17 protein-coding genes, 1 pseudogene and 1 other annotated feature are annotated in these 19,833 nt (G+C 29.0%); of the genes and pseudogenes, 4 read left to right on the plus strand and 14 right to left on the minus strand.

The genetic code is table 11. The features are described 5' to 3' along the window. Window positions 1–203: 203 nt before the first annotated feature. The gene (locus FGL08_RS11075; protein WP_138210846.1) at window positions 204–530 is read left to right on the plus strand and encodes a HesB-like protein; all 327 of its coding nucleotides are present in this window, start codon (window positions 204–206) and stop codon (window positions 528–530) included. A gap of 50 nt (window positions 531–580) precedes the next feature. Here the strand turns inward: FGL08_RS11075 and FGL08_RS11080 are convergent, their stop codons facing one another. The 3 genes from FGL08_RS11080 to FGL08_RS11090 all read right to left on the minus strand — a co-directional run bounded on the left by FGL08_RS11080 (window position 581) and on the right by FGL08_RS11090 (window position 3,872). Continuing rightward, entirely contained in the window at window positions 581–1,648 is a 1,068-nt protein-coding gene (locus tag FGL08_RS11080; RefSeq protein WP_138210847.1) for a mannose-1-phosphate guanylyltransferase, read from the minus strand. Between the two features lie 86 nt (window positions 1,649–1,734). Further along, window positions 1,735–2,967, minus strand: coding sequence for a DUF2705 family protein (locus FGL08_RS11085; protein ID WP_138210848.1), 1,233 nt, complete (start codon window positions 2,965–2,967; stop codon window positions 1,735–1,737). Next, entirely contained in the window at window positions 2,967–3,872 is a 906-nt protein-coding gene (locus FGL08_RS11090) for an ABC transporter ATP-binding protein (protein WP_138210849.1), read from the minus strand. Before FGL08_RS11090 ends, FGL08_RS11085 begins: the two co-directional genes overlap by 1 nt. 137 nt (window positions 3,873–4,009) lie before the next feature. On the opposite strand from FGL08_RS11090, the gene FGL08_RS11095 reads away from it, so the two are divergent. Next, on the plus strand, window positions 4,010–4,213 hold the full coding sequence (locus FGL08_RS11095) for a hypothetical protein (protein ID WP_138210850.1): 204 nt from the start codon (window positions 4,010–4,012) through the stop codon (window positions 4,211–4,213). Window positions 4,214–4,236: 23 nt separating this feature from the next. Here the strand turns inward: FGL08_RS11095 and FGL08_RS11100 are convergent, their stop codons facing one another. From FGL08_RS11100 to ileS, 9 genes and pseudogenes are all read right to left on the minus strand, one after another. Further along, the gene (locus FGL08_RS11100) at window positions 4,237–4,833 is read right to left on the minus strand and encodes a superoxide dismutase (RefSeq protein WP_138210851.1); all 597 of its coding nucleotides are present in this window, start codon (window positions 4,831–4,833) and stop codon (window positions 4,237–4,239) included. 58 nt (window positions 4,834–4,891) lie between these two features. Then, window positions 4,892–5,770, minus strand: a complete 879-nt coding sequence (locus FGL08_RS11105; RefSeq protein WP_138210852.1) for a DMT family transporter — start codon at window positions 5,768–5,770, stop codon at window positions 4,892–4,894. 136 nt (window positions 5,771–5,906) lie between these two features. Then, window positions 5,907–7,068: pseudogene (locus FGL08_RS13765) on the minus strand (YibE/F family protein). Window positions 7,069–7,129: 61 nt separating this feature from the next. Then, complete coding sequence (locus FGL08_RS11115) at window positions 7,130–7,762, minus strand: alkaline phosphatase (protein WP_279232972.1); 633 nt, start codon at window positions 7,760–7,762, stop codon at window positions 7,130–7,132. After that, the gene (locus FGL08_RS11120) at window positions 7,720–8,688 is read right to left on the minus strand and encodes an alkaline phosphatase (protein ID WP_138210854.1); all 969 of its coding nucleotides are present in this window, start codon (window positions 8,686–8,688) and stop codon (window positions 7,720–7,722) included. The genes FGL08_RS11115 and FGL08_RS11120 overlap by 43 nt, the downstream gene beginning before the upstream one ends. Window positions 8,689–8,832: 144 nt before the next feature. Then, window positions 8,833–9,246 (minus strand): hypothetical protein, encoded by a 414-nt coding sequence (locus FGL08_RS11125; RefSeq protein WP_138210855.1) that lies wholly within the window; start codon window positions 9,244–9,246, stop codon window positions 8,833–8,835. A gap of 99 nt (window positions 9,247–9,345) precedes the next feature. Beyond that, on the minus strand, window positions 9,346–10,557 hold the full coding sequence (locus tag FGL08_RS11130) for a phosphopentomutase (RefSeq protein WP_138210856.1): 1,212 nt from the start codon (window positions 10,555–10,557) through the stop codon (window positions 9,346–9,348). A gap of 112 nt (window positions 10,558–10,669) precedes the next feature. Continuing rightward, window positions 10,670–11,689, minus strand: a complete 1,020-nt coding sequence (locus FGL08_RS11135; RefSeq protein ID WP_138210857.1) for a glycosyltransferase family 2 protein — start codon at window positions 11,687–11,689, stop codon at window positions 10,670–10,672. Between the two features lie 134 nt (window positions 11,690–11,823). Next, a complete protein-coding gene (gene ileS, locus FGL08_RS11140) occupies window positions 11,824–14,934 on the minus strand; it encodes an isoleucine--tRNA ligase (protein WP_138210858.1) in 3,111 nt (1,036 codons plus the stop codon). 65 nt (window positions 14,935–14,999) lie between these two features. Then, window positions 15,000–15,221, minus strand: a binding site (T-box leader). Between the two features lie 238 nt (window positions 15,222–15,459). On the opposite strand from ileS, the gene FGL08_RS11145 reads away from it, so the two are divergent. Then, the gene (locus FGL08_RS11145) at window positions 15,460–16,101 is read left to right on the plus strand and encodes an MBL fold metallo-hydrolase (RefSeq protein WP_138210859.1); all 642 of its coding nucleotides are present in this window, start codon (window positions 15,460–15,462) and stop codon (window positions 16,099–16,101) included. 143 nt (window positions 16,102–16,244) lie between these two features. Further along, window positions 16,245–16,937: a beta/alpha barrel domain-containing protein gene (locus FGL08_RS11150; protein WP_138210860.1), complete on the plus strand. Its 693-nt coding sequence runs from the start codon at window positions 16,245–16,247 to the stop codon at window positions 16,935–16,937. Between the two features lie 23 nt (window positions 16,938–16,960). Here FGL08_RS11150 and nrdG read toward each other — a convergent pair whose 3' ends face one another. Both nrdG and nrdD read right to left on the minus strand, forming a co-directional pair. After that, the gene (gene nrdG / locus FGL08_RS11155; RefSeq protein WP_138210861.1) at window positions 16,961–17,479 is read right to left on the minus strand and encodes an anaerobic ribonucleoside-triphosphate reductase activating protein; all 519 of its coding nucleotides are present in this window, start codon (window positions 17,477–17,479) and stop codon (window positions 16,961–16,963) included. A 9-nt stretch (window positions 17,480–17,488) separates the two neighbouring features. Continuing rightward, window positions 17,489–19,612 carry an anaerobic ribonucleoside-triphosphate reductase gene (nrdD, locus tag FGL08_RS11160; RefSeq protein WP_138210862.1) on the minus strand — a complete coding sequence of 708 codons (2,124 nt, stop codon included), beginning with the start codon at window positions 19,610–19,612 and terminating at the stop codon, window positions 17,489–17,491. Between the last annotated feature and the right edge of the window lie 221 nt (window positions 19,613–19,833).

Consider the following 19,833-nt stretch of genomic DNA (forward strand, 5'->3'; position numbering starts at 1 on the left):
ATAACTTTTATTTAAAATAACAATACTAATAGTATCTTCTATTAAAAAACTAAATCCTAATCCTATTGAAAAAAAACTTTGTTTGTATTATTCTATATTTGAATATGTTGAGTGTATTTATCAAATAATAATGCTTCTTGTTTTTACTTTAAATTCATAATATTTAAGACCAAATTCTCTAAATATAAAGTGAGGTAAAATATATGGCAATAGTTAAAATGAGTGAAAGTGCTTTAAATGAACTTAAAGAACTTTTAAAAAATAGCGATATAGATACGGATATTGTTAGGATAATCGTATCTGGTATGGGATGTAGCGGTCCAAGATTCGGTATAACTTTAGATGAACAAAAAGAAGATGATCTTGTAGAAAAGATTGAAGACTTAACTTTCCTTGTTCAAAAAGATATAAACGAAGAATTCGGTGCATTACAAATTAAATCCAGTGAAGAAAATGGCTATGGCGGTCTATCCATAGAAACAGAGATTCCACCTGCTGGAGGATGCTCAACTTGTTCTGGTTGCCACTAATTAAGTAAAAAAAGAAGTTCTATATATTTTATAGAACTTCTTTTTTATATTTATATATATTTATCATATTCTTCTTTATCCTTAAGAATATTTACTAAATGTTTTACATCTTGATCTTTAGTTTTATCCATAACTAGTATAACATCATCTGTATCCACTATAACCAAGTTATTTATTCCAAACCCTATAATTAGTTTATCTTTAGAGAATACAGAACAATCCTCACATTCTTCCATAAAGACATTTCCTTTTACATTATTACCCCGGAAATTTTCTATAAATCGACTTAAAGCAGTATAACTACCTATATCATCCCAAATAAAGTTACTTTTTATAACATATGCCTTTCTTGTTTTTTGCATTATTCCAAAATCCACAGAAATTCCTTTAATTAAATTATATTGTTCATTAATAACATTCTCTTCTTCACTTGTACCCAAACTTTTATATATTGTCATTAATCTCTCATACATTTCAGGTAGATACTTTTCCATCTCCCTTAAAAATATATCTGCTCTCCAAATAAACATACCACTATTCCAAAGATAAGTCTCTTTTAGAATTAAATCTTTAGCAACTTCACTATTGGGTTTTTCTAGAAACCTACTTACCTTATAAGAATTAACTTTAGAATTAACCATGTCCCCCATCTCTATATATCCATAACCAGTATCAGGCCTATCAGGTGTAATTCCTAGCGTAACAAGTCCTCTCTTTCTCTTTGCTATTGTAACAGCCTCTTCTATTGTTTCTATAAATATTTTTTCATTAGCTATATAGTGATCAGATGGTAGTACTATCATGGTTGCATCATTATCTTTTTTTAAAAGCTTTATAGCTGAAAAGCCTATACATGTAGCAGTTTCTTTATTGTTTGGTTCTAAAATTATATTTTCCTTATTTATTTCTGGTATCTCATTACAAATTTGCTCATAATAATTTTTGTTAGTAACTACATATATATTTTCTTTTGGAACTATGGGAAGTATTCTATCTACAGTAGTTCTTAAAAAACTTTTATCGTCTATTATATTTAGAAACTGTTTAGGGTTATCATTTCTAGATAGTGGATACAATCTAGTTCCTTTTCCACCGGCTAGTATTAAAGCATATAACACGAATAAAACACTCCAAAGAATTGTTATACATTTATATTATGTATACAAACTCTTTGGAGTGAATAAGTTTATATATTTACTAAATATTATATTAATATATCTTTTTTCTTAAAATTAATATGTGAAATAATGTAACATATGATTATCCAAACAAGCATTATTATCACGGCATTTTTAGTACTTATGCTTGGATCTCCTATCTGAAAAGCAAGATTGCCTTCTAGCAAGCTTATAGGATTTGAATACATTGTAACTATAAATCTATTAAATCCTTGGAATTTCCCCATTACAACTGATAAGAACTGAAACATAATAACTGTAACTATAGAAAGAGTCATGGACATCATACTACTCTTTACAATGGTTGAAATTAAAAATGCTAAGGTACAGCAAGTTATTATATATACTATCTGTATCAACAAAGCTAAAGCTAAGAACTTCCATACAGGCATTATACTCCCTGAGTTAGTCATGGGAACTAAATTATATTTACCAAACTCATTTAATCTAGTCGTGTCAAAAGCATATTTAACCCCTTGTATTATTGGATAGTTTGCATTTCCCATACCTCTCCAAATACTAATTCCTAAAAAGAATATAAGCTCTCCACCAATTATTAATGTTACAGCTGAAGCTACTAGCGATATAAATTTAGATAAAAGTACTTTAACTCTAGATATAGGTTGAATTAACAAAAATTTAAGTGTTGCAGGAGTATATTCTCCAGATACTATATCTGCTGAGAATACAATTATACCCATAGTTAAAAATGACATACCTAAACTACTTATTATGAATCTTAAAAAGTTAAATCCGTTTACTTTATAGTCTTCCACAGGTTTAATATTATTTTTAAGAAGGTACTTGGATTCCTCTATTTTTAATCTTATAAATTCTAAATCTTTAACTTTACCTTTTTTATTTAGTTCATATTGGGCTTCTCCTAATTTTATATCATCTTGTAATTTAACTTTCCAATCTGGCTCTTTATTACCACTTTTAATTACTTCTTGAACCTCTGCAATATTTTTTTCTACTGATAATATCTCCTCATCTATACCTTTAATTCTTAGTGTTAATTCATCTGGCTTGTCCTTTAATTCACTACTTACACTTTTCTTTTCTTCTTCTAGATGCTTTAAAGTTTTGTTATGAGAAGCCAATATATTTTCAGGTTTATTACTTTCTAAAATAGACTTTTCAGTATTATATTGTAGAAATGTAGCTACAGATAGAAGTAATAAAAATCCTATAAATACTACTAAAGTCTTTTTTCTTTTAAATAATTTTATTAGCTCATTTTTAATTAAAGTACCCATTATTTAGCTCCCCCCTTAACTAATTCTAAATATCTTTGCTCTAATCCCTTGTGTTTTATATAAAATTCCTCAAGGAGAACACCTCTATGTATTAAATTTTTTATTATTACAGGTATATCTTCCTTACTAGTCTTTATTTCTATACAATCTTCCCTTTCCACTATTTCTGCTATTTTATCTATTTCATTTAAAACTTTTATGCAATGTTCATTATCTAAAGATCTTATAACTGTAATTATACTTTCATCTTCTTCATTATTTACACTCTCTATAGATTGAATAAGCCCATCCTTAATAAAAGCTACTCTATCACATAATTGCTGAACTTCACTTAAAATATGTGAAGATATAAATACAGATACGCCTCTCTCCTTAGCAGCAGTTTTTACTATTTTTCTAAAATCTAATATTCCTGTTGGGTCTAACCCATTAGTAGGTTCATCTAATATAAGTAACTTAGGATCTGATATTAGAGCTGCAGCAAGTCCTAATCTTTGTTTCATACCTAGAGAATACTTCTTTACATTAACATCTATTTTATCTTTAAGCCCAACTAACTCTATAAGTCTGTTTACTTCCCTTCGTTTAACTCCTCTTATCCTTGCTATCTGCATTAAATTTTCCCTACCAGATAGATAACCATATAATTCAGGATTTTCTACTACTGCTCCTACATTTGATAATGCTTTCTCTCTTTCATTTTTTAAATCATGTCCCATTATCTTTATACTTCCACTATCATTATGAATAAGACCAACAATCATTCTAATGGTAGTTGTCTTCCCTGCACCATTTGGTCCAAGAAATCCAAAGACTTCACCCTCTTTAACAGAAAAATCTATTCCCTTTATAATTAACTCTTTTCCAAGTTTCTTTTTAAGTCCACTTACCTCTAAAACATTCATCTACTCCACTCCTCTCCTAGCGTTTAATATGATTATACTATAAAATAGTAAAAAATAAACATTATGTTTGTAATTTAAGCTAGATTAGAATTTTTTTTAAACTTTTGAAGATAATAAATATATAAGGAGGTATTGAGATGGATAAAGATAATTTAGTAAACAATGTACCATATTATAAAAATAAGGATGTAGGAGAATCTCTAGAAGATTATATTGTTCGTAAAGATAAGGAAATTAATAAAAATAAAATTAAATCTGAAAAACTCCAAAATGAATTATATGGTTTCTCCATATATCCACAAACTGATTTATATACAAAAGATCCTAATCATTTCTATTAAAAAAACTCCTCAAATGAGGAGTTTTATAAGCTTGTAGCCTTTGTAAATCTCATATTAACAGAATTCCAATTAATAATATTGTAAAATGCATTTACAAAATCCGCTCTTTTATTTCTATACTTTAAGTAATATGCATGCTCCCATACATCCAAAACTAATAATGGTGCTACACCCCATTGAGTTAAGTTTTGATGTTTTTCACATTGAAGAATTACAAGTTTATTAAAACAAGGATTCCAGCATAATATTGCCCATCCTGAACCTTCTACAGCTATAGCTGCTGCAGAAAATTGCTTTTGAAAATTTTCATAACTTCCAAAATCCTTTTCTATTTGATCTAATAATTTTCCACCTGGTTCATTTTTGCTTGGGCACATATTTTCCCAAAATAATGTATGAAGAATATGCCCTGAACCATGAAAAGCAAGTTCTTTTTCCCAATGTTTAATTAAAGCATAATCTCCCTTACTTCTAGCCTCATCTAACTTACTTTCCGCATTATTTAATCCATCTACATAAGACTTATGATGTACATCATGATGTATCCTAAGTGTTTCTTCATCATAATAAGGTTCTAAAGCATTATATTCATAAGGTAAGTCTGGTAAAGTATATGTCATAATATCACCTCTTATTTTATTTTCATAGCAATATTATTATGGGTACCAATACATAATTTTATACTTCTCTTTCTTTTAATATCCCACTTGAACATTTTTTATCATATAAGTATAAAATAATGGCAGCACTTATTATAATTACTCCTCCTATGATACTATAAACATCTGGTACTTCTCTAAATATACAAAAACCTAATATTGATGCAAATATTATATTTATATAATTATAAATAGAAACCTCTGCTGCTGGAGCATATTTATATGCTAAAGTCATGGAAACTTGTGCAAATCCATAACAAAGTCCTATACATATCAAAATAAAACTCATCCTTGTATCAGGTATTTTAAAATTCAAAAACATTCCTGGTAAAGTTCCAATCATAGAAATTAATGAAAAATGAACCACAATAGTAGAGGGATCTTCTTTATCACCTAGAAACCTCAAATAGGTGTATGCCGCACCAGATAAAACCGCTGAAATAAATCCTGATAAGGCTGGTATCATCCCCATACTAAACTTAGGCTTAATTACTAGTAGTGCTCCAATGAATACAAGTGCCAAAATTGGGAGTTGTATTTTACTGAGCTTTTCCTTCAGAAAAATATATGCAAAGATAGTTACAAAAAAAGGTGATAATTTATTTAGCATAGATGAATCTGCTATCATAAGTTTGCTTATGGCATAAAAATTTGTTACCATAGCTCCTAATCCCAACACAGATCTCATAAATAAAAACTTCTGATTTTTCTTTTCACCAAGTAAAGTAGTTCCATTTTTAATAGCAAAGGTAAAAGCAATTATAAATGTAACGATATTTGTAAAAAACATTCTTTGAAATAACGGTATATCATTTCCCCATTTTATAAAAACATTCATTAAAGCATAGAGAAAAGCAGACATGAGCATAAAAATTATACCCTTACTTTTACTTTCCATAAATAAACCCCCTATAAGTACTATACATTTAAATTCTATGTTTTAATTCTATCAGATTTCGAGGATTATACATAGTTATACTTTAAACATCTAGCTAACCTACATGTCTATTTTATTAGGGAAAATATACAGTTAATTAAAACCTAGCCACAGAAATCTCCTCTTCACTTTTTTTCTTATTGTTTTCTTTTGTAAACATAACGCCTCCTACTAGAGCTGTAAAAGGTGCTACAGTTATAAGCCCAAAGCTTCCAACTAAGGTATGAAGTATTTCTCCTGCTACATATGTCATATTAATTATATTTATCATTGGAACACCTTGAGCCATAAAAACCATTAACATAGCAGTATACCACCTGAGTATGCCAATAATAAAGTGGTCGTCATAGTTCCAAGAATTGCCGTTGAAATATTAATTCCTGAATTTATAGCTTCCCTTGCTGCAATATCAGGTTTCTTATTTACAATCTCACTTAATGCTGAAGATATATCCATAGATACATCCATAACTGCTTCAGAAGATGCTATAAATATCCCCGAATAAAAAATCTTAGTTATATCTAAATGTGCATATCCACTATAAAGTAAACTTTCTGAAAAAGGAACTATTGCTCCATGTATATTAAATGCTTTACCAAAAACTATACCTAAAATACATGTAGTTATAATTCCAACATTTAACCATAAAAAACAACCAAAGCTTTTTTTGTAAAACCTGCTACCAAAAATATTATGACAAATGTTATTATAGTAACTAAAACCAAAGATAATACTATGGGATCTACCCCCTTTAAAAATCCAGGAATCAACACCTTCCAAATTACCATAATCGTAAATATAAACGAAATAATAGCTTTAACTCCTGTCCAACCTGAAATTAATATTATTAAAGTAACAAATACTAACAAAAGTATGCCTTCAATATTTATCCTATAATGATCTATTACATTAACATTTGAAATCACATCTTTGTTATAATCTATAACAATTAATGTATTATCGCCCACTTGGAATATTTTGTCCAATTTCAACTTACTCATAACCTTATTTACCGCTTCAACCTTTTCTCCCTTAAATTTACCATTCATAACTTCCACTATAACTGTTTGAGTTCCTGTTTTAACAATACCCCTTGTCCTCATTTGAGAGTTATCTACTTCTATAATCTTTCCCTTACCTCTTATGGATTTTATATTATCTTTATGCTTTTCAAATCCAGTAGGTATAAAAATTAAAAACCCAATTACAATAATTAATACTAAAATAAATATCTTTGATACATTTTCTTTACATAGCATAGTTTTCACCTCTATAAAAAATAAATCCAAATCTATTCTTATCTATCTAGAAATTAGATATTTATTTTAGGTTAAGTGCTATCTTTAACTTATAAAATATATCAGTATTATCGTAATACCCATTGAAAAGTTCTTCTCCTTGTCCCTTTGCAAAGGTTGGAACTGGTACTCCTGTATGTGCATAGGATGTCCATCCTATACCTGCCTTTTGGTTTAATATATGAGTTATAGTTACGGTTAATGGATCATAACTTCCATATAAAAGTTTTTCTTGTGAGTTTAGCTTTCTAGATTTTTCATCTTTCATACTCATATGGAAAGCATATTTTAATTGTTTTAATTCATGATCTTTTAATTTTAATCTCTCATCTGTTCCTTCTGTTGTAAGGCCAAAGTTTTTAGTTATATTAGGCATAAATTCTTCAAACTTTGCATTCTCTTTTTTTTCTTCTGAATAATTTTTAACTATGTTATCAAATTTATCATAAGAAACTTTTTGATTATATAATAAATCGTAATAATTATCATACCCTGTTCCTGCAAACCCTTGAGTCAATCCTCCTGTTTCATGGTCTGCAGTTACCACTATTAGAGTATCTTCTGGATACTTTTCATAAAATTCTATAGCAACTTTAACAGATTCATCAAAGGCTATATATCCTTTATTGAAGTTGTTGCATCGTTTGCATGACATGCCCAATCAATTTTTCCACCTTCCACCATCATAAAAAAACCTTTTTCATTATTTAAAACTTCTATACCTTTTTTAGTAAACTCTTTAAGAGTTATTCCATCTTTACTATTATCAACTTCATAAGGCAAGGCTTGTTCCTCATCTAATACTGGAGATTCTGCAATTATTTTTTCTTCTTTATTACTTAGTTTATTAAAATCCTCTTTAGTCTTAACTATCTTATATCCTAATTTTTTAGCTTCTTCATGTACATGAGGCTTATCTTTATTCTTACCTATAGGTTCTTTTAATCCTCCCCCTGCAAAATAATTAAAGTCACTCCTAGGCATATTCATAGCTATTTCATAATAATTTTTTCTAGTTTTATTATGTGCATAGAAAACTGCTGGAGTTGCATGATCTATAGAAACACTTGAAACTATGCCTACCTTTTTACCACTTTCCCTTACTATTTCAGCTATGGTTTTATATGAAGTTTTTCTATCACTCCCCATAGAAATCACACCATCATCTGTTTTATTTCCTGTAGATATAGCAGTTCCGGCTGATGCTGAATCTGTTATAAAAGTGTCTGCAGCATAAGTAGTTGTCATACCCATAACAGGAAACCTTGTAAAACTTAATTTGTTTTCCTTTATTTTATACGCATTAGGTTTATTTCCATTACCATCTTTAGCAGATAAATAGTTTTCAGCTGCATTGATTTGTGGCATAGCATTTCCATCACCTATAAATAAAAAAACATATTTAGGATTTCCTTTTAACTTTTTCTCTTTGTTTTCTTTCGTATTTTCATTTTTAACTTGAGAAGTAGTTGCCTTGTAACTATTCTCCCTCTTATCACCTTTTTTTAATGTTACTAATACTACACCTAAGGAAAATATAGAAATTATGCAGAGTATTATTATTACATTACTTTTCTTCATAATTATCCCCCTTCAACTTGTAATGTACTTCTCTTACATACTATCCTATAATTGTTTTGATTAAATTAAATTATTGTAATTTTATCTTTACTTTGTTAAATTATAAAATAAAAAAATCAGGTTAAAGTAAACCTGATTTTTTTATTAGTTATTATTTTTTTTATCTGTTTCTAATAATTTATCCTCTTCATCTAATTCCTGATTTTCGCTATAATAAAATTCCTTAAAAAATAAAGAATCCTTAGTCATTACCCCTTTAGTCTCCTTCAAGGCTATAAATTCATCATTTTCAGTAAGATTATTATTATACTCTTTTCTATTTTTATTTGGTATTCTTTCTACAAAAATTCTAAAAAGCTCTTCTCTAAAATATTCAGAATCTAATCTTGGAAATGAGGGCAATAGTTCAAATCCTTGTTCTAAAGCCTCTTTTACACTTTCAACTTCATATTTAAAATAATACTTACCACTTTTTCTACACAATTCACCTATCTTAAATTCAATTCCTTCTCCAGATTTCCAAAACAAATTAAGTACTTCTTTCTTATCTAAAGTCACACTATTACACCTCTTTATCAAAATAATTCAATTAGTCCCACAATACCTTTATATTAAATATATCACATAATCATAATATTTATAACTTAATATTATAATTTATATTTTTAATTTAGAAAAAAAGCTCTCTCCTACCTCTGTTCTTTCTCCATTAAATATTTCTACAATGGTTGCACCGACATCACTCATTGTTTTTCTAGTTCCTAAATAAATTTCACCGTGCATACACTTATTATATATAAGAATAGGCACCCTTTCGCGGGTATGTTTACTATGACCTATTGTGGGATCATTTCCGTGATCAGCCATAACTATAAGAAAGTCGTCTCCACCAATTAAATTTATTATTTCTCCTATAAACTTATCAACTTTTTCTAATTGTTTACCATACATCTTTACATCTTCAAGATGTCCTGCTAAATCTGTTTCTTGAATATTTATAAATATAAACCCATAATCTAAAGATTTAATTTGCTCCAAGCTATTTTCAATTATAAGATTAGTATTAACTCCATATATTCTTTTATCCACATCCACATCTATGATATCTGAAACTTTACCAATTGAAATCACTGGTACATTAATTTTTTTTAATTTTGTAATACAATGACCCTGATTATTTATACCGTAACCTAGGTGTTCAACTTCATATTCCCTATTATATAAATTGCATTTAGGAGAATTTATTCCTATATACTTTCCTTCCTTTATCTCAATACACCTTGTTAATTCTTCTACAGTAACTTTTGTAATTACTGAAACCACCCTTGAAACTTTAGTTATATTTCGTACTTCTTTAGCTATTAATTTTACTTTATTATAATCTACTTTTTCATTACTTCCTATAACCGAGTATACATTACCATATTCAGCTTCTATATTATCACAAACAAAGATTCCTTCATCTACAAAAAGATAAGAAGATTGAAATTTAGTTACCTTCTCTACTCCGTATCCTAACTTTTCCAACCTAAATTTTATACTGTCTATATAATGCTCTAGGGGATATACTACAGGATTTTCTATCTTTGCACCTGCTATTTCATAATGACCATAGAAAGAGTCAGCACCAGGATGAGTTAAATTAGCTTCGCCATATATAGCATTCGATACTTTCTTATAATCTCCCACTTCCTCACCTAATGCATTTATTAATCCTAACTTTATTAAATTATTAATACTTAGTTCCTTGTTATTTTCTAGTATATGCTTTAGAGTATTGCTTCCTACATCTATAGGTCTATTTATTTTTATATCTTCCATTTCACCTATGCCTAAACTATCTATAACAAGTAAAATAACTCTTTTCAATAAGATCACCTTCTTTGTTTATATATTTTATCTTTGGTTTTTAGTTAAATATAAATAAATCTTGCATAAAATGCAAGATTTATTTATATTTATGTATAATCTAATTGTTAACTTATCTAGACATCTTAGTATTTTTATCTATAGAATTTTTAGACTTTAATAAATAGAAAGTTATTAATCCTTCTAAAAAGCCTATTCCATAACTTAAATGTAGTATGGGAAATATTATAAATAAATACCCTAGAATTTTTATATTCCCTTTACTTTTCTTTACAGAAAATATTATATCTAATGTGAAATATAATAAAAGCTCCAAAATCCATAACATTCTTATTGGTTTACAAAAAAATGATCCTAATGCACCAATCATATTAGTAGTAACAAAAGCTAATGGTATGAGATGTCTAATTGATGATGTCTTTCCATGCTTTTGCATAACTCTAACTTTCCAAAATCCATATTGATAATATTGTTTCCATAATTTTTTTAAGGAAGCTCTACTATAGTATGTTGATTTTATATCTGGATCTAAAATTATCTTATAGTTATTTTTTGTAACTCTAAAGTTAAGTTCATCATCCTGATTTCTAACTAATTCCTCATCAAAATATCCTATGGAATCTAATACTCCTTTTCTATAAGCACCAAAAGCAACTGTATCCACATAAGCCCTTTCTGTGGCATATCTAAATAATGCATTTCCCACTCCAAAAGGTGAACTCATGGCTTCAGATATGGCCTCACCTTTTAAACTTGTACTAACAGTTTTTATAGGTCCACCAGAACATCCTATCTCATTATTTTGTAGGGCTAATACATTGTTTTTAACAAAATCTACATCAGCATGGGCATGTGCTCCGAAAATTATTACTATATCACTCTTACTTTTTTTAATCCCTTCATTCATTCCTTTTGGTGCTGAAAGACCAGGATTATCTATTAGAAAAACATTTCCATATTTTTTTGAGTACTCATTAACTATTTCCCTAGTTTTATCTCCTGACATTCCATCACAAACAAAAACTTCCATTAACTCTTTAGGATAACTTTGACTCATAAAAGAATCTAGACATTTTCCTATAAAATTCTCTTCATTTCTTGATGGTATGACAACAGTAACTGTTTCATTCATTTTAACACACCCTAACAAATTTATATAATATTATATTATTTTAGTAATCACTAACTATAATATCAGAAAAGATTTAAAATAAAAAGAGAAAAATAGAATTCGCAAAAGCAAATTCTATTTTTGTTTAAGATAAATTATTTTATAACTTCTATATATATTTTAAGTTCTTCACCATTTATCTTAATATCATTATACTCTCTATTCTCATTGTATAAAATTTCAACTGTTAAAGTTTCTCTTTTTATTGTATCCTCGTATTTCTTCACTACAGCCTCTAAAACTTTATTATCATCTATATATAATTTAATTTTATCAGCAACTTCAAATCCACTATCTTTTCTCATGTTTTGAATCTTACTTAATATTTCTCTTACCTGTCCTTCTTCTTTTAATTCTTCAGTTATTGTAGTATCTAATAAAACTCCTAGATCTCCTTCCCCTGAAAAAGCATAGCCTTCCAAGCCTTGCATTGTAACAAGTAAGCTCTCTTTGTTAAATTCTATATCGGTGCCTTCTACATTAATAATTACACTCTCACCATTACTTACTCTTTGAGCTAATTCCATTTGATTCTGAGAAGCTAATGCTTTTCTTATTTGAGGAATTAATTTACCATACTCCCTACCTAATACTGGAAGGTTAGGTTTTATTTCAAAGTTAACGTATTGAGATACATCAGCCCCAAACTCTATTCCCTTAATATTAAGTTCATCCTTAATTATGTCTCCATAATACTCAGGTATAGACTTTGTAGATAGAAGCATTTTAGAAAGTGGTTGCCTATTCTTAATATTAGCTCCATTTCTAGCTGATCTTCCTAGTTTAACTACTTTGTATGCAATTGACATTTCCTTTTCTAACTTCTCATCAATTAAAGACTCACAAGCTAGTGGCCAAGCACATAAATGAACACTGTCTGGTTCGCTATTATCAAGACCTTTTACAAGGTTTTGGTAAACTTCTTCTGTCATAAATGGTATAAATGGAGATGCTATTTTACTAAATGTAACTAACACATTATATAAAGTTACATAAGCTCCAATCTTATCTTCTGTTAAATCCTCTGACCAGAATCTAGAACGATTTCTTCTTACATACCAATTAGATAATTCATCTACAAATTCTTCGAGAGCTAAAGCGGCATCTGTTATTCTATAATTATCTAAATCTTCTTCAATTGTATTAATTAATGAATTTAATTTTGAAATTATCCACTTATCCATAACATTTTTAGACTTAAAATCTTTGTATTCTAAAGGATTGAATTTATCTATATCAGCATAAAGTACATAGAAAGAATATACATTCCATAAAGTACTTAAGAATTTTCTTTGAGCTTCAGATACATCATCTCCTGAAAATCTAGTTGGAAGCCATGGTGCACTAGCTGTATAGAAATGCCATCTTGTAGCATCGGCTCCTTGGTTTTCTAAAACTTCAAATGGTTCAACTATATTCCCTTTAGATTTTGACATTTTAATGCCTTTTTTATCTAAAACGTGACCTAGAACTATACAGTTTTCAAATGGTGCCTTATCAAATAAAATAGTTGAAATTGCAAGTAATGTATAGAACCATCCTCTTGTTTGGTCAACAGCTTCCGAAATAAATTGTGCTGGGAAATTCTTTTCAAATAACTCTTTATTTTCAAATGGATAATGATGCTGTGCAAAAGGCATCGATCCAGAATCAAACCAACAGTCAATAACTTCCTTAGTTCTCTTCATCTCTTTGCCACATTTTGAACAATTTAAGTGTACTTCATCTATATAAGGCTTATGAAGTTCTAATTCTTCTTTAACTTCTACACCTTTTTCCTTTAACTCTTCTCTACTACCTATACATTCTTTGTGTCCACACTCACATTCCCAAATAGGAAGTGGAGTACCCCAATATCTATCCCTACTAATACCCCAATCGATATTGTTTTCTAGGAATTTTCCCATTCTTCCGTTTTTGATGTTATCTGGTAACCAGTTTATACTTTGATTGTTTTTAATTAAATTCTCTTTTACTGCTGTAGTTCTAACAAACCAACTATCTTTTGGATAATATAAAAGCGGGGTATCACATCTCCAGCAATGTGGATATGAGTGAGTAAACTTTTCTGATTTATAAAGCATATTATTCTCATTCATATAATCTATTATCTTAGGATCTGCTTTTTTAACAAATAACCCTTTCCAAGGCTCAACAGATTCTACAAAGCATCCACTCTTATCTACTAAATTAATTAAAGGAAGACCATGTTTCTTACATACAAGGCTGTCATCTTCACCATAAGCTGGTGCTGTATGTACAATACCAGTACCATCCGTTAAAGTTACAAAGTCACCATGGATTATATAAAAGGCTTTTTCCTCTGGAGTTTCAAATTTAAATAATTGTTCATACTCCATACCTAAAATATCTTCACCCTTGAATTCTTTAACTATACTATAATCTTCTCCTAAAACCTTAGGCGCTAATTCCTTAGCTAAAATATATATTTCTTCATTTTGCTTAACTTCTATATAATCATATTTCTTATTTATGGTTAAAGCTATATTACTTGGAAGTGTCCAAGGTGTTGTCGTCCAAGCTAGGAAGTATTTATTTTCTTCTCCCTTAACTTTAAACTTTACAAAAGCTGTTGATTCTTTTACATCTTTATATCCTTGAGCAACCTCATGAGAAGATAGTGCTGTTCCACATCTTGGGCAATAAGGCATTATCTTATGACCTTTGAATAGTAAGTCCTTATCCCACATCTGTTTCAATGCCCACCATACTGATTCTATATAGTTATCATCATAAGTTATATATGGATTATCCATATCAACCCAGTAAGCAATTTTTTCAGACATATCTTTCCAAAGACTTGTGTACTTAAATACACTATCCTTACACTCTTTAACAAACTTTTCTACACCATAACTCTCAATTTGTTCTTTTCCTGAGATTTTAAGCATTTTTTCAACTTCTAATTCTACTGGAAGTCCATGAGTATCCCATCCTGCTTTTCTTATAACCTTATATCCCTTCATAACTTTATATCTTGGGATTAAATCTTTCATAACTCTTGTTAAAATATGACCTATATGTGGCTTACCATTTGCCGTTGGAGGTCCATCAAAAAATGTAAAGTACTCACCATCTTGGTTTAATTCAAAGCTTTTTTTAATTATTTCTTTATTATTCCAAAATTCAGCTATTTCCTTTTCTCTTTGAACAAAACTCTTTGAAGTATCGATTTTTTTGTACATATATTTTTACTCCTTCCGTTTCTATATTTTAATTATATCCATTATAAAATAAAAAACTCCGTCCAAAATAGGACGAAGTTAAATTCTTCGCTATACCACCTATGGTAGTTATACATTCAAGTACACATTTATACCCTATCCTTTAACGCAGGATTACGTAAAAGCTTACTAAAGTTTCAGCTCTAGGCTCCTAGGTGATTTTCACTAATCTTCCACTATGGGTTCGCACCTCATCCCACTCTCTGAAAGTTTACGGATTAATTACTCTTCCTAATCAAAACCTTTATAACATAATTTTTTATATATTATAGTTAATTATAAATATAATATAACTATTTTATTTCATATAGTCAATAGATTGTATAATAAATTATATAATGAATCTACATAGTATTTCAACTGGTAAATATAAAAAATTAACACTCTAGACTTATTTATTCAAACTATTTTTCATTCTTTCCTTGTATACTAAATATAATGCATACAAACTATAGTATATAATACTTTAATTAAGGATGTGATATTTTGAAAATCAAGTGGCTTGGACACTCTAGTTTTTTAATAATCTCTAAAAATGATAAAAAAATTCTTATCGATCCTTTTGATGACACTATAGGATATGAAGTTTACAAAGAAAAAGCAGATATACTTCTAATAAGTCACCACCATTTTGACCATAACTGTCTTCAATATGTAAGCGGGGATTATGTAGTTATAGATAGTCATGGAAAGTTTTTAATAGATGATATTAAAATAAAGGGATTTAAATCATATCATGATAAGTTTAATGGGGCAAAAAGAGGAGAAAACACAATATTTAAGGTGGAAGTTGATGGTATAACTCTTTGTCATCTAGGTGATTTAGGACATCTTCTTACACTAAAAGAAATTCAAATCCTAGGTAATATAAATATATTATTAATACCAGTAGGTGGAAATTACACTATAGATAATAAAGAGGCTTACTCAGTATGTCGTTCAATAAAGAGCAATTTAGTTATACCTATGCATTATAAAACTCCTAGATTAAATTTTGAACTTTCAGGTATAGAAGATTTTTTAATTAATTTTACCCATAGTGAAAAAATAGATAGTAATATATTAGACATAGAGGACTTACAACCTATTAGAAATTTAGAAAATAAATTGTTTATTTTAGATTATTAATATACAATATAAATTATATAAATAGTAACTTAAAATTAATATTTATATTTTTTATAAATTACTTTACAAAATATAAATAATTTAATTAAATATAATAGTAATCTATAATTATATATAAATTCATATAAAAGGAGTGAAGCTCTATGCGTAAAAATGTACCAATAATTAATGGCACTTTAAGAAACCATATGATACAAGTACCTAATGCCATAAGAGATGCCAGTGGTATTGTGATATTTGGTAAAAGATTAAAGTCTTTCTTATTTACCACAGATGTTGCTTTAATAAAAAATACTAATGCTGACGCTATTATAGCTGTCTATCCATTTACCCCTCAACCAATAATAACAGCTTCACTACTCCTAGCAGCAGATGTTCCAATTTTTTGTGGTGTAGGTGGTGGAATTACTACTGGAAAAAGAGTAGTTAATTTAGCATTAGATGCTGAGTTTAAAGGAGCTTTGGGGGTAGTAGTAAATAATCCTACTCCAAATGAAGTTATAACTCAAATGAGAGAAACTATAGATATACCTATTATAGTTACTGTAGTTTCAGAATTTGAAGATATCGAGGCAAGAATAGCCTCTGGAGCCACTATTCTTAACGTATCAGGTGCTAAAAGGACTGCACATATCGTAAGAAAGATAAGAGAAAGGTTTCCTGATTTCCCTATCATAGCTACTGGTGGTCCTACAGAAGACACTATAAGAGAAACTATAGCAGCTGGTGCCAATGCTATAACATACACTCCACCTGCAGCTGGTGACATACTAAATGAAATCATGCTTAGCTATAGAGCGAATTATAAAAACGATTATGAAGATGAACAAAATTAAAGGGATACTATAGTATCCCTTTATTAATAATTTAATTGAATTATTTTACCTAACTCTAAGCTCTTTTTCACATCTATGATTCTCTGATTCCTAGATCCTCTATACTTTAAACTATGATTCTTCTGTGATTCCATAAATCTCCCATCTACAATTACATCAATACTATCTAAGAGCTCCTTCCAAAATGCCTTTTCATCTAAATGCTTTAGAATATATTCGAAAGTATAACCCGTATAACACCAAATATTTAAACCTAAATTTTTAACTTCTTGTGCTAAGTAATAAAAACTTTCTGCTTGTTCTAAAGGATCTCCTCCACTAAAAGTAACTCCATTTATTATAGGGTTATCCTTTAAATCATCTATTAAATTTTTAATACTAAAAATTTCTCCCCCATGAAAACTGTGTGTGTGTTTATTAAAACAGCCTTCACAATTATGTGTACATCCTTGGGAAAAAAATACTCTCCTTATACCTGGCCCGTTAGCTAAACTCTCAAAAATTATCCCTGAAAGTCTTATATTCCTATCTTCTGTATTCACATATATCACCTATTTACTTACATAGTCAGTATATCCTTTTTTACTACTAGTGTGAGTAACTCTATCTTCTCTTTCATAATACTTACCTGCTCCAAACCTTTCATCTAGACTTAAATAACCTGTAACTCTTGATATTCCCTGAATATCTTTACCTCCACAAACTGGACAGCTTTCTTCCCCTGTCTGTAGGTATGTTCCACAACTTCTACAATATCTTATATGAAAATTAATGCCTATATAACTTATATTTGTCTTACTATAAGCATAATTTAATATAGACATTATAGCATCTCCTGTAGGACAATCATCTACCTCTAGATAAGTTATATGCCCACCATTGCACAAGCTATGATATGGTGCCTCTATATCTATTTTATCCTTTATAGAAATTGGATATCCAACTGGAACATGGTAACTATTAGTATAGTAATTCTTATCAGTAACTCCCTTTATTTCCCCAAATACTTTTCTATCTTGAACTATAAATTTACCACTCAATCCTTCCGCTGGTGTTGCGTATGTACTCCAGTTTAGCTTTGTTTCTTCTGTAGCCTTATCTGTATAATCTCTAATATAGTTTATTATATCAATACCTAAATTTCTAGATTCCACATCTTCGCCATGATGCTTTCCTGTTATTGCTACTAAAGCTTCTGCAAGACCTATAAATCCTATGGCGAAACTTCCTTGTTTCAGTATAGGTTCGATAGAATCATCTCCACTTAAATTTTCTGATCCTTTTAATAAATTTTGACCGGCTATAAAAGGAAGATCCTTTACTTTTAATTTTTTTAATACATCATATCTATGAAGTAAAGATTCTTTTGCTAAATCTAACTTATTTCTTAAAAGTTCAAAGAATTTATTTCTATCACCCTTTGCCATTAATCCTAACCTTGGTAAATTAATAGTAGTTGGGGCTATATTTCCTCTTCCCTTTGTTCCTGGTTCACCATTTACATTAGAACATATATATGTTCTACATCCCATAGTAGCTGGAACTACCCCAATATCAAAATATTTCTTATTAAAATCAGCATCTAAATTCATAAAGGTAGGATTCATCCTTTTACTTGCAACTCTACATGCAAGTTCATATAAGTAATAAAACGGAGCTTCTTTTTCTCTATTTACCCCTGATTTAACTCTAAAAATTATATTTGGGAAAATAGGTTGTTCTCCTTTCCCAAGTCCTTTTTCATATTCTAATAAGAATAACTCACATACTAGTGCCGCATCTTTTGAATTTGGTATTCCTATATTAATAGAACTAAAAGGAACTTGAGACCCTGCACGAGAATGCATAGTATTTAAATTATATACAATACCTTGCATAGCCTGACTTATAGATCTCCTTAGTTTTTCTTCCGTTAACTGTTCTAACTTCTCACCGTCTATACCATAACCCTTAAGTTCTCTTTTAATTTCTTCTCTAGTTGGCTGTATAAAACTAGCCATATCATTATCAAAATCCGGATGTGACTGCCCCCCGAACATATCATTTTGTGTTGATTGTAGTAAAATACATGAAAGTTCAGCAGCTGAGTCTATTCTTTTAGGTTGATTTATTGTTCCATAACCCGTATTAAATCCTCTTTGTAAAATTTCTTTAGTGGGTATATGTAAACAATTGATTGTAAGATTATAACTATCTAAATCATGATAATATAAGTCACCATTTTCATGTAACTTTGCCAAATACTTAGGCATCATTGAAAGGTTATGCCATTTATTAGATTCACTAGCTATTCTAAGTAGTTTTGAACTGAAGTTATTTCCTACATTTGCATTATCCCTATCAGTTTCTACTCCTATTTTATTTATAGCTTTCATTAAATCTGATTTTATCTCTCTTATTCTATCTCTTTCTTTTCTATAGTTTGAATATGCAACGCCAACATCTTTATGTCCATTACTTAAAAGCATTTTCTCTACTATGTTTTGGATTTCCTCTACATTTAACTCTTTCTTATCTAATTTTTTTATCCTAATTAAAGCTTCATTTTTAAAAGTTTCTATTTCCTCTGTACTAAATACATATCCTATCTCATCCGCTGCTCCTTTAAGGGCTTTAGATATTTTGGAGGAATCAAAGTTTGTTTTTCTACCATCACGCTTAACTACATATAGCATATACATGGTACCCCCTTGCACAATATATTGAACAAACCATACTTGGAATATTATACGCTCTTAATATATTATTATCAATTTTCAATTTAAGGTATATCACTAAATTAACGTAATTTTGCCTTAATATCTTATATTTCTTATATTTTTTATCCCTATTCTAATATTGACATAATATAAAATATATAAATAAGTTTTTCTTAATATTTAATAAAAAATATTTT

Origin of the sequence: Hathewaya histolytica (genome assembly GCF_901482605.1) — a bacterium.
GTDB lineage: Bacteria > Bacillota > Clostridia > Clostridiales > Clostridiaceae > Hathewaya > Hathewaya histolytica.

Bases quoted from the DNA above. Each gene is read 5' to 3' on its own strand.
- FGL08_RS11100 (WP_138210851.1), bottom strand. From the start codon at position 4,833: ATGACATATACTTTACCAGACTTACCTTATGAATATAATGCTTTAGAA.
- ileS (WP_138210858.1), bottom strand. From the start codon at position 14,934: ATGTACAAAAAAATCGATACTTCAAAGAGTTTTGTTCAAAGAGAAAAG.
- FGL08_RS11085 (WP_138210848.1), bottom strand. From the start codon at position 2,967: ATGGGTACTTTAATTAAAAATGAGCTAATAAAATTATTTAAAAGAAAA.
- FGL08_RS11075 (WP_138210846.1), top strand. From the start codon at position 204: ATGGCAATAGTTAAAATGAGTGAAAGTGCTTTAAATGAACTTAAAGAA.
- FGL08_RS11150 (WP_138210860.1), top strand. From the start codon at position 16,245: ATGCGTAAAAATGTACCAATAATTAATGGCACTTTAAGAAACCATATG.
- FGL08_RS11090 (WP_138210849.1), bottom strand. From the start codon at position 3,872: ATGAATGTTTTAGAGGTAAGTGGACTTAAAAAGAAACTTGGAAAAGAG.
- nrdD (WP_138210862.1), bottom strand. From the start codon at position 19,612: ATGCTATATGTAGTTAAGCGTGATGGTAGAAAAACAAACTTTGATTCC.
- FGL08_RS11135 (WP_138210857.1), bottom strand. From the start codon at position 11,689: ATGAATGAAACAGTTACTGTTGTCATACCATCAAGAAATGAAGAGAAT.
- FGL08_RS11105 (WP_138210852.1), bottom strand. From the start codon at position 5,770: ATGGAAAGTAAAAGTAAGGGTATAATTTTTATGCTCATGTCTGCTTTT.
- FGL08_RS11095 (WP_138210850.1), top strand. From the start codon at position 4,010: ATGGATAAAGATAATTTAGTAAACAATGTACCATATTATAAAAATAAG.
- FGL08_RS11120 (WP_138210854.1), bottom strand. From the start codon at position 8,688: ATGAAGAAAAGTAATGTAATAATAATACTCTGCATAATTTCTATATTT.
- FGL08_RS11115 (WP_279232972.1), bottom strand. From the start codon at position 7,762: ATGTCATGCAAACGATGCAACAACTTCAATAAAGGATATATAGCCTTT.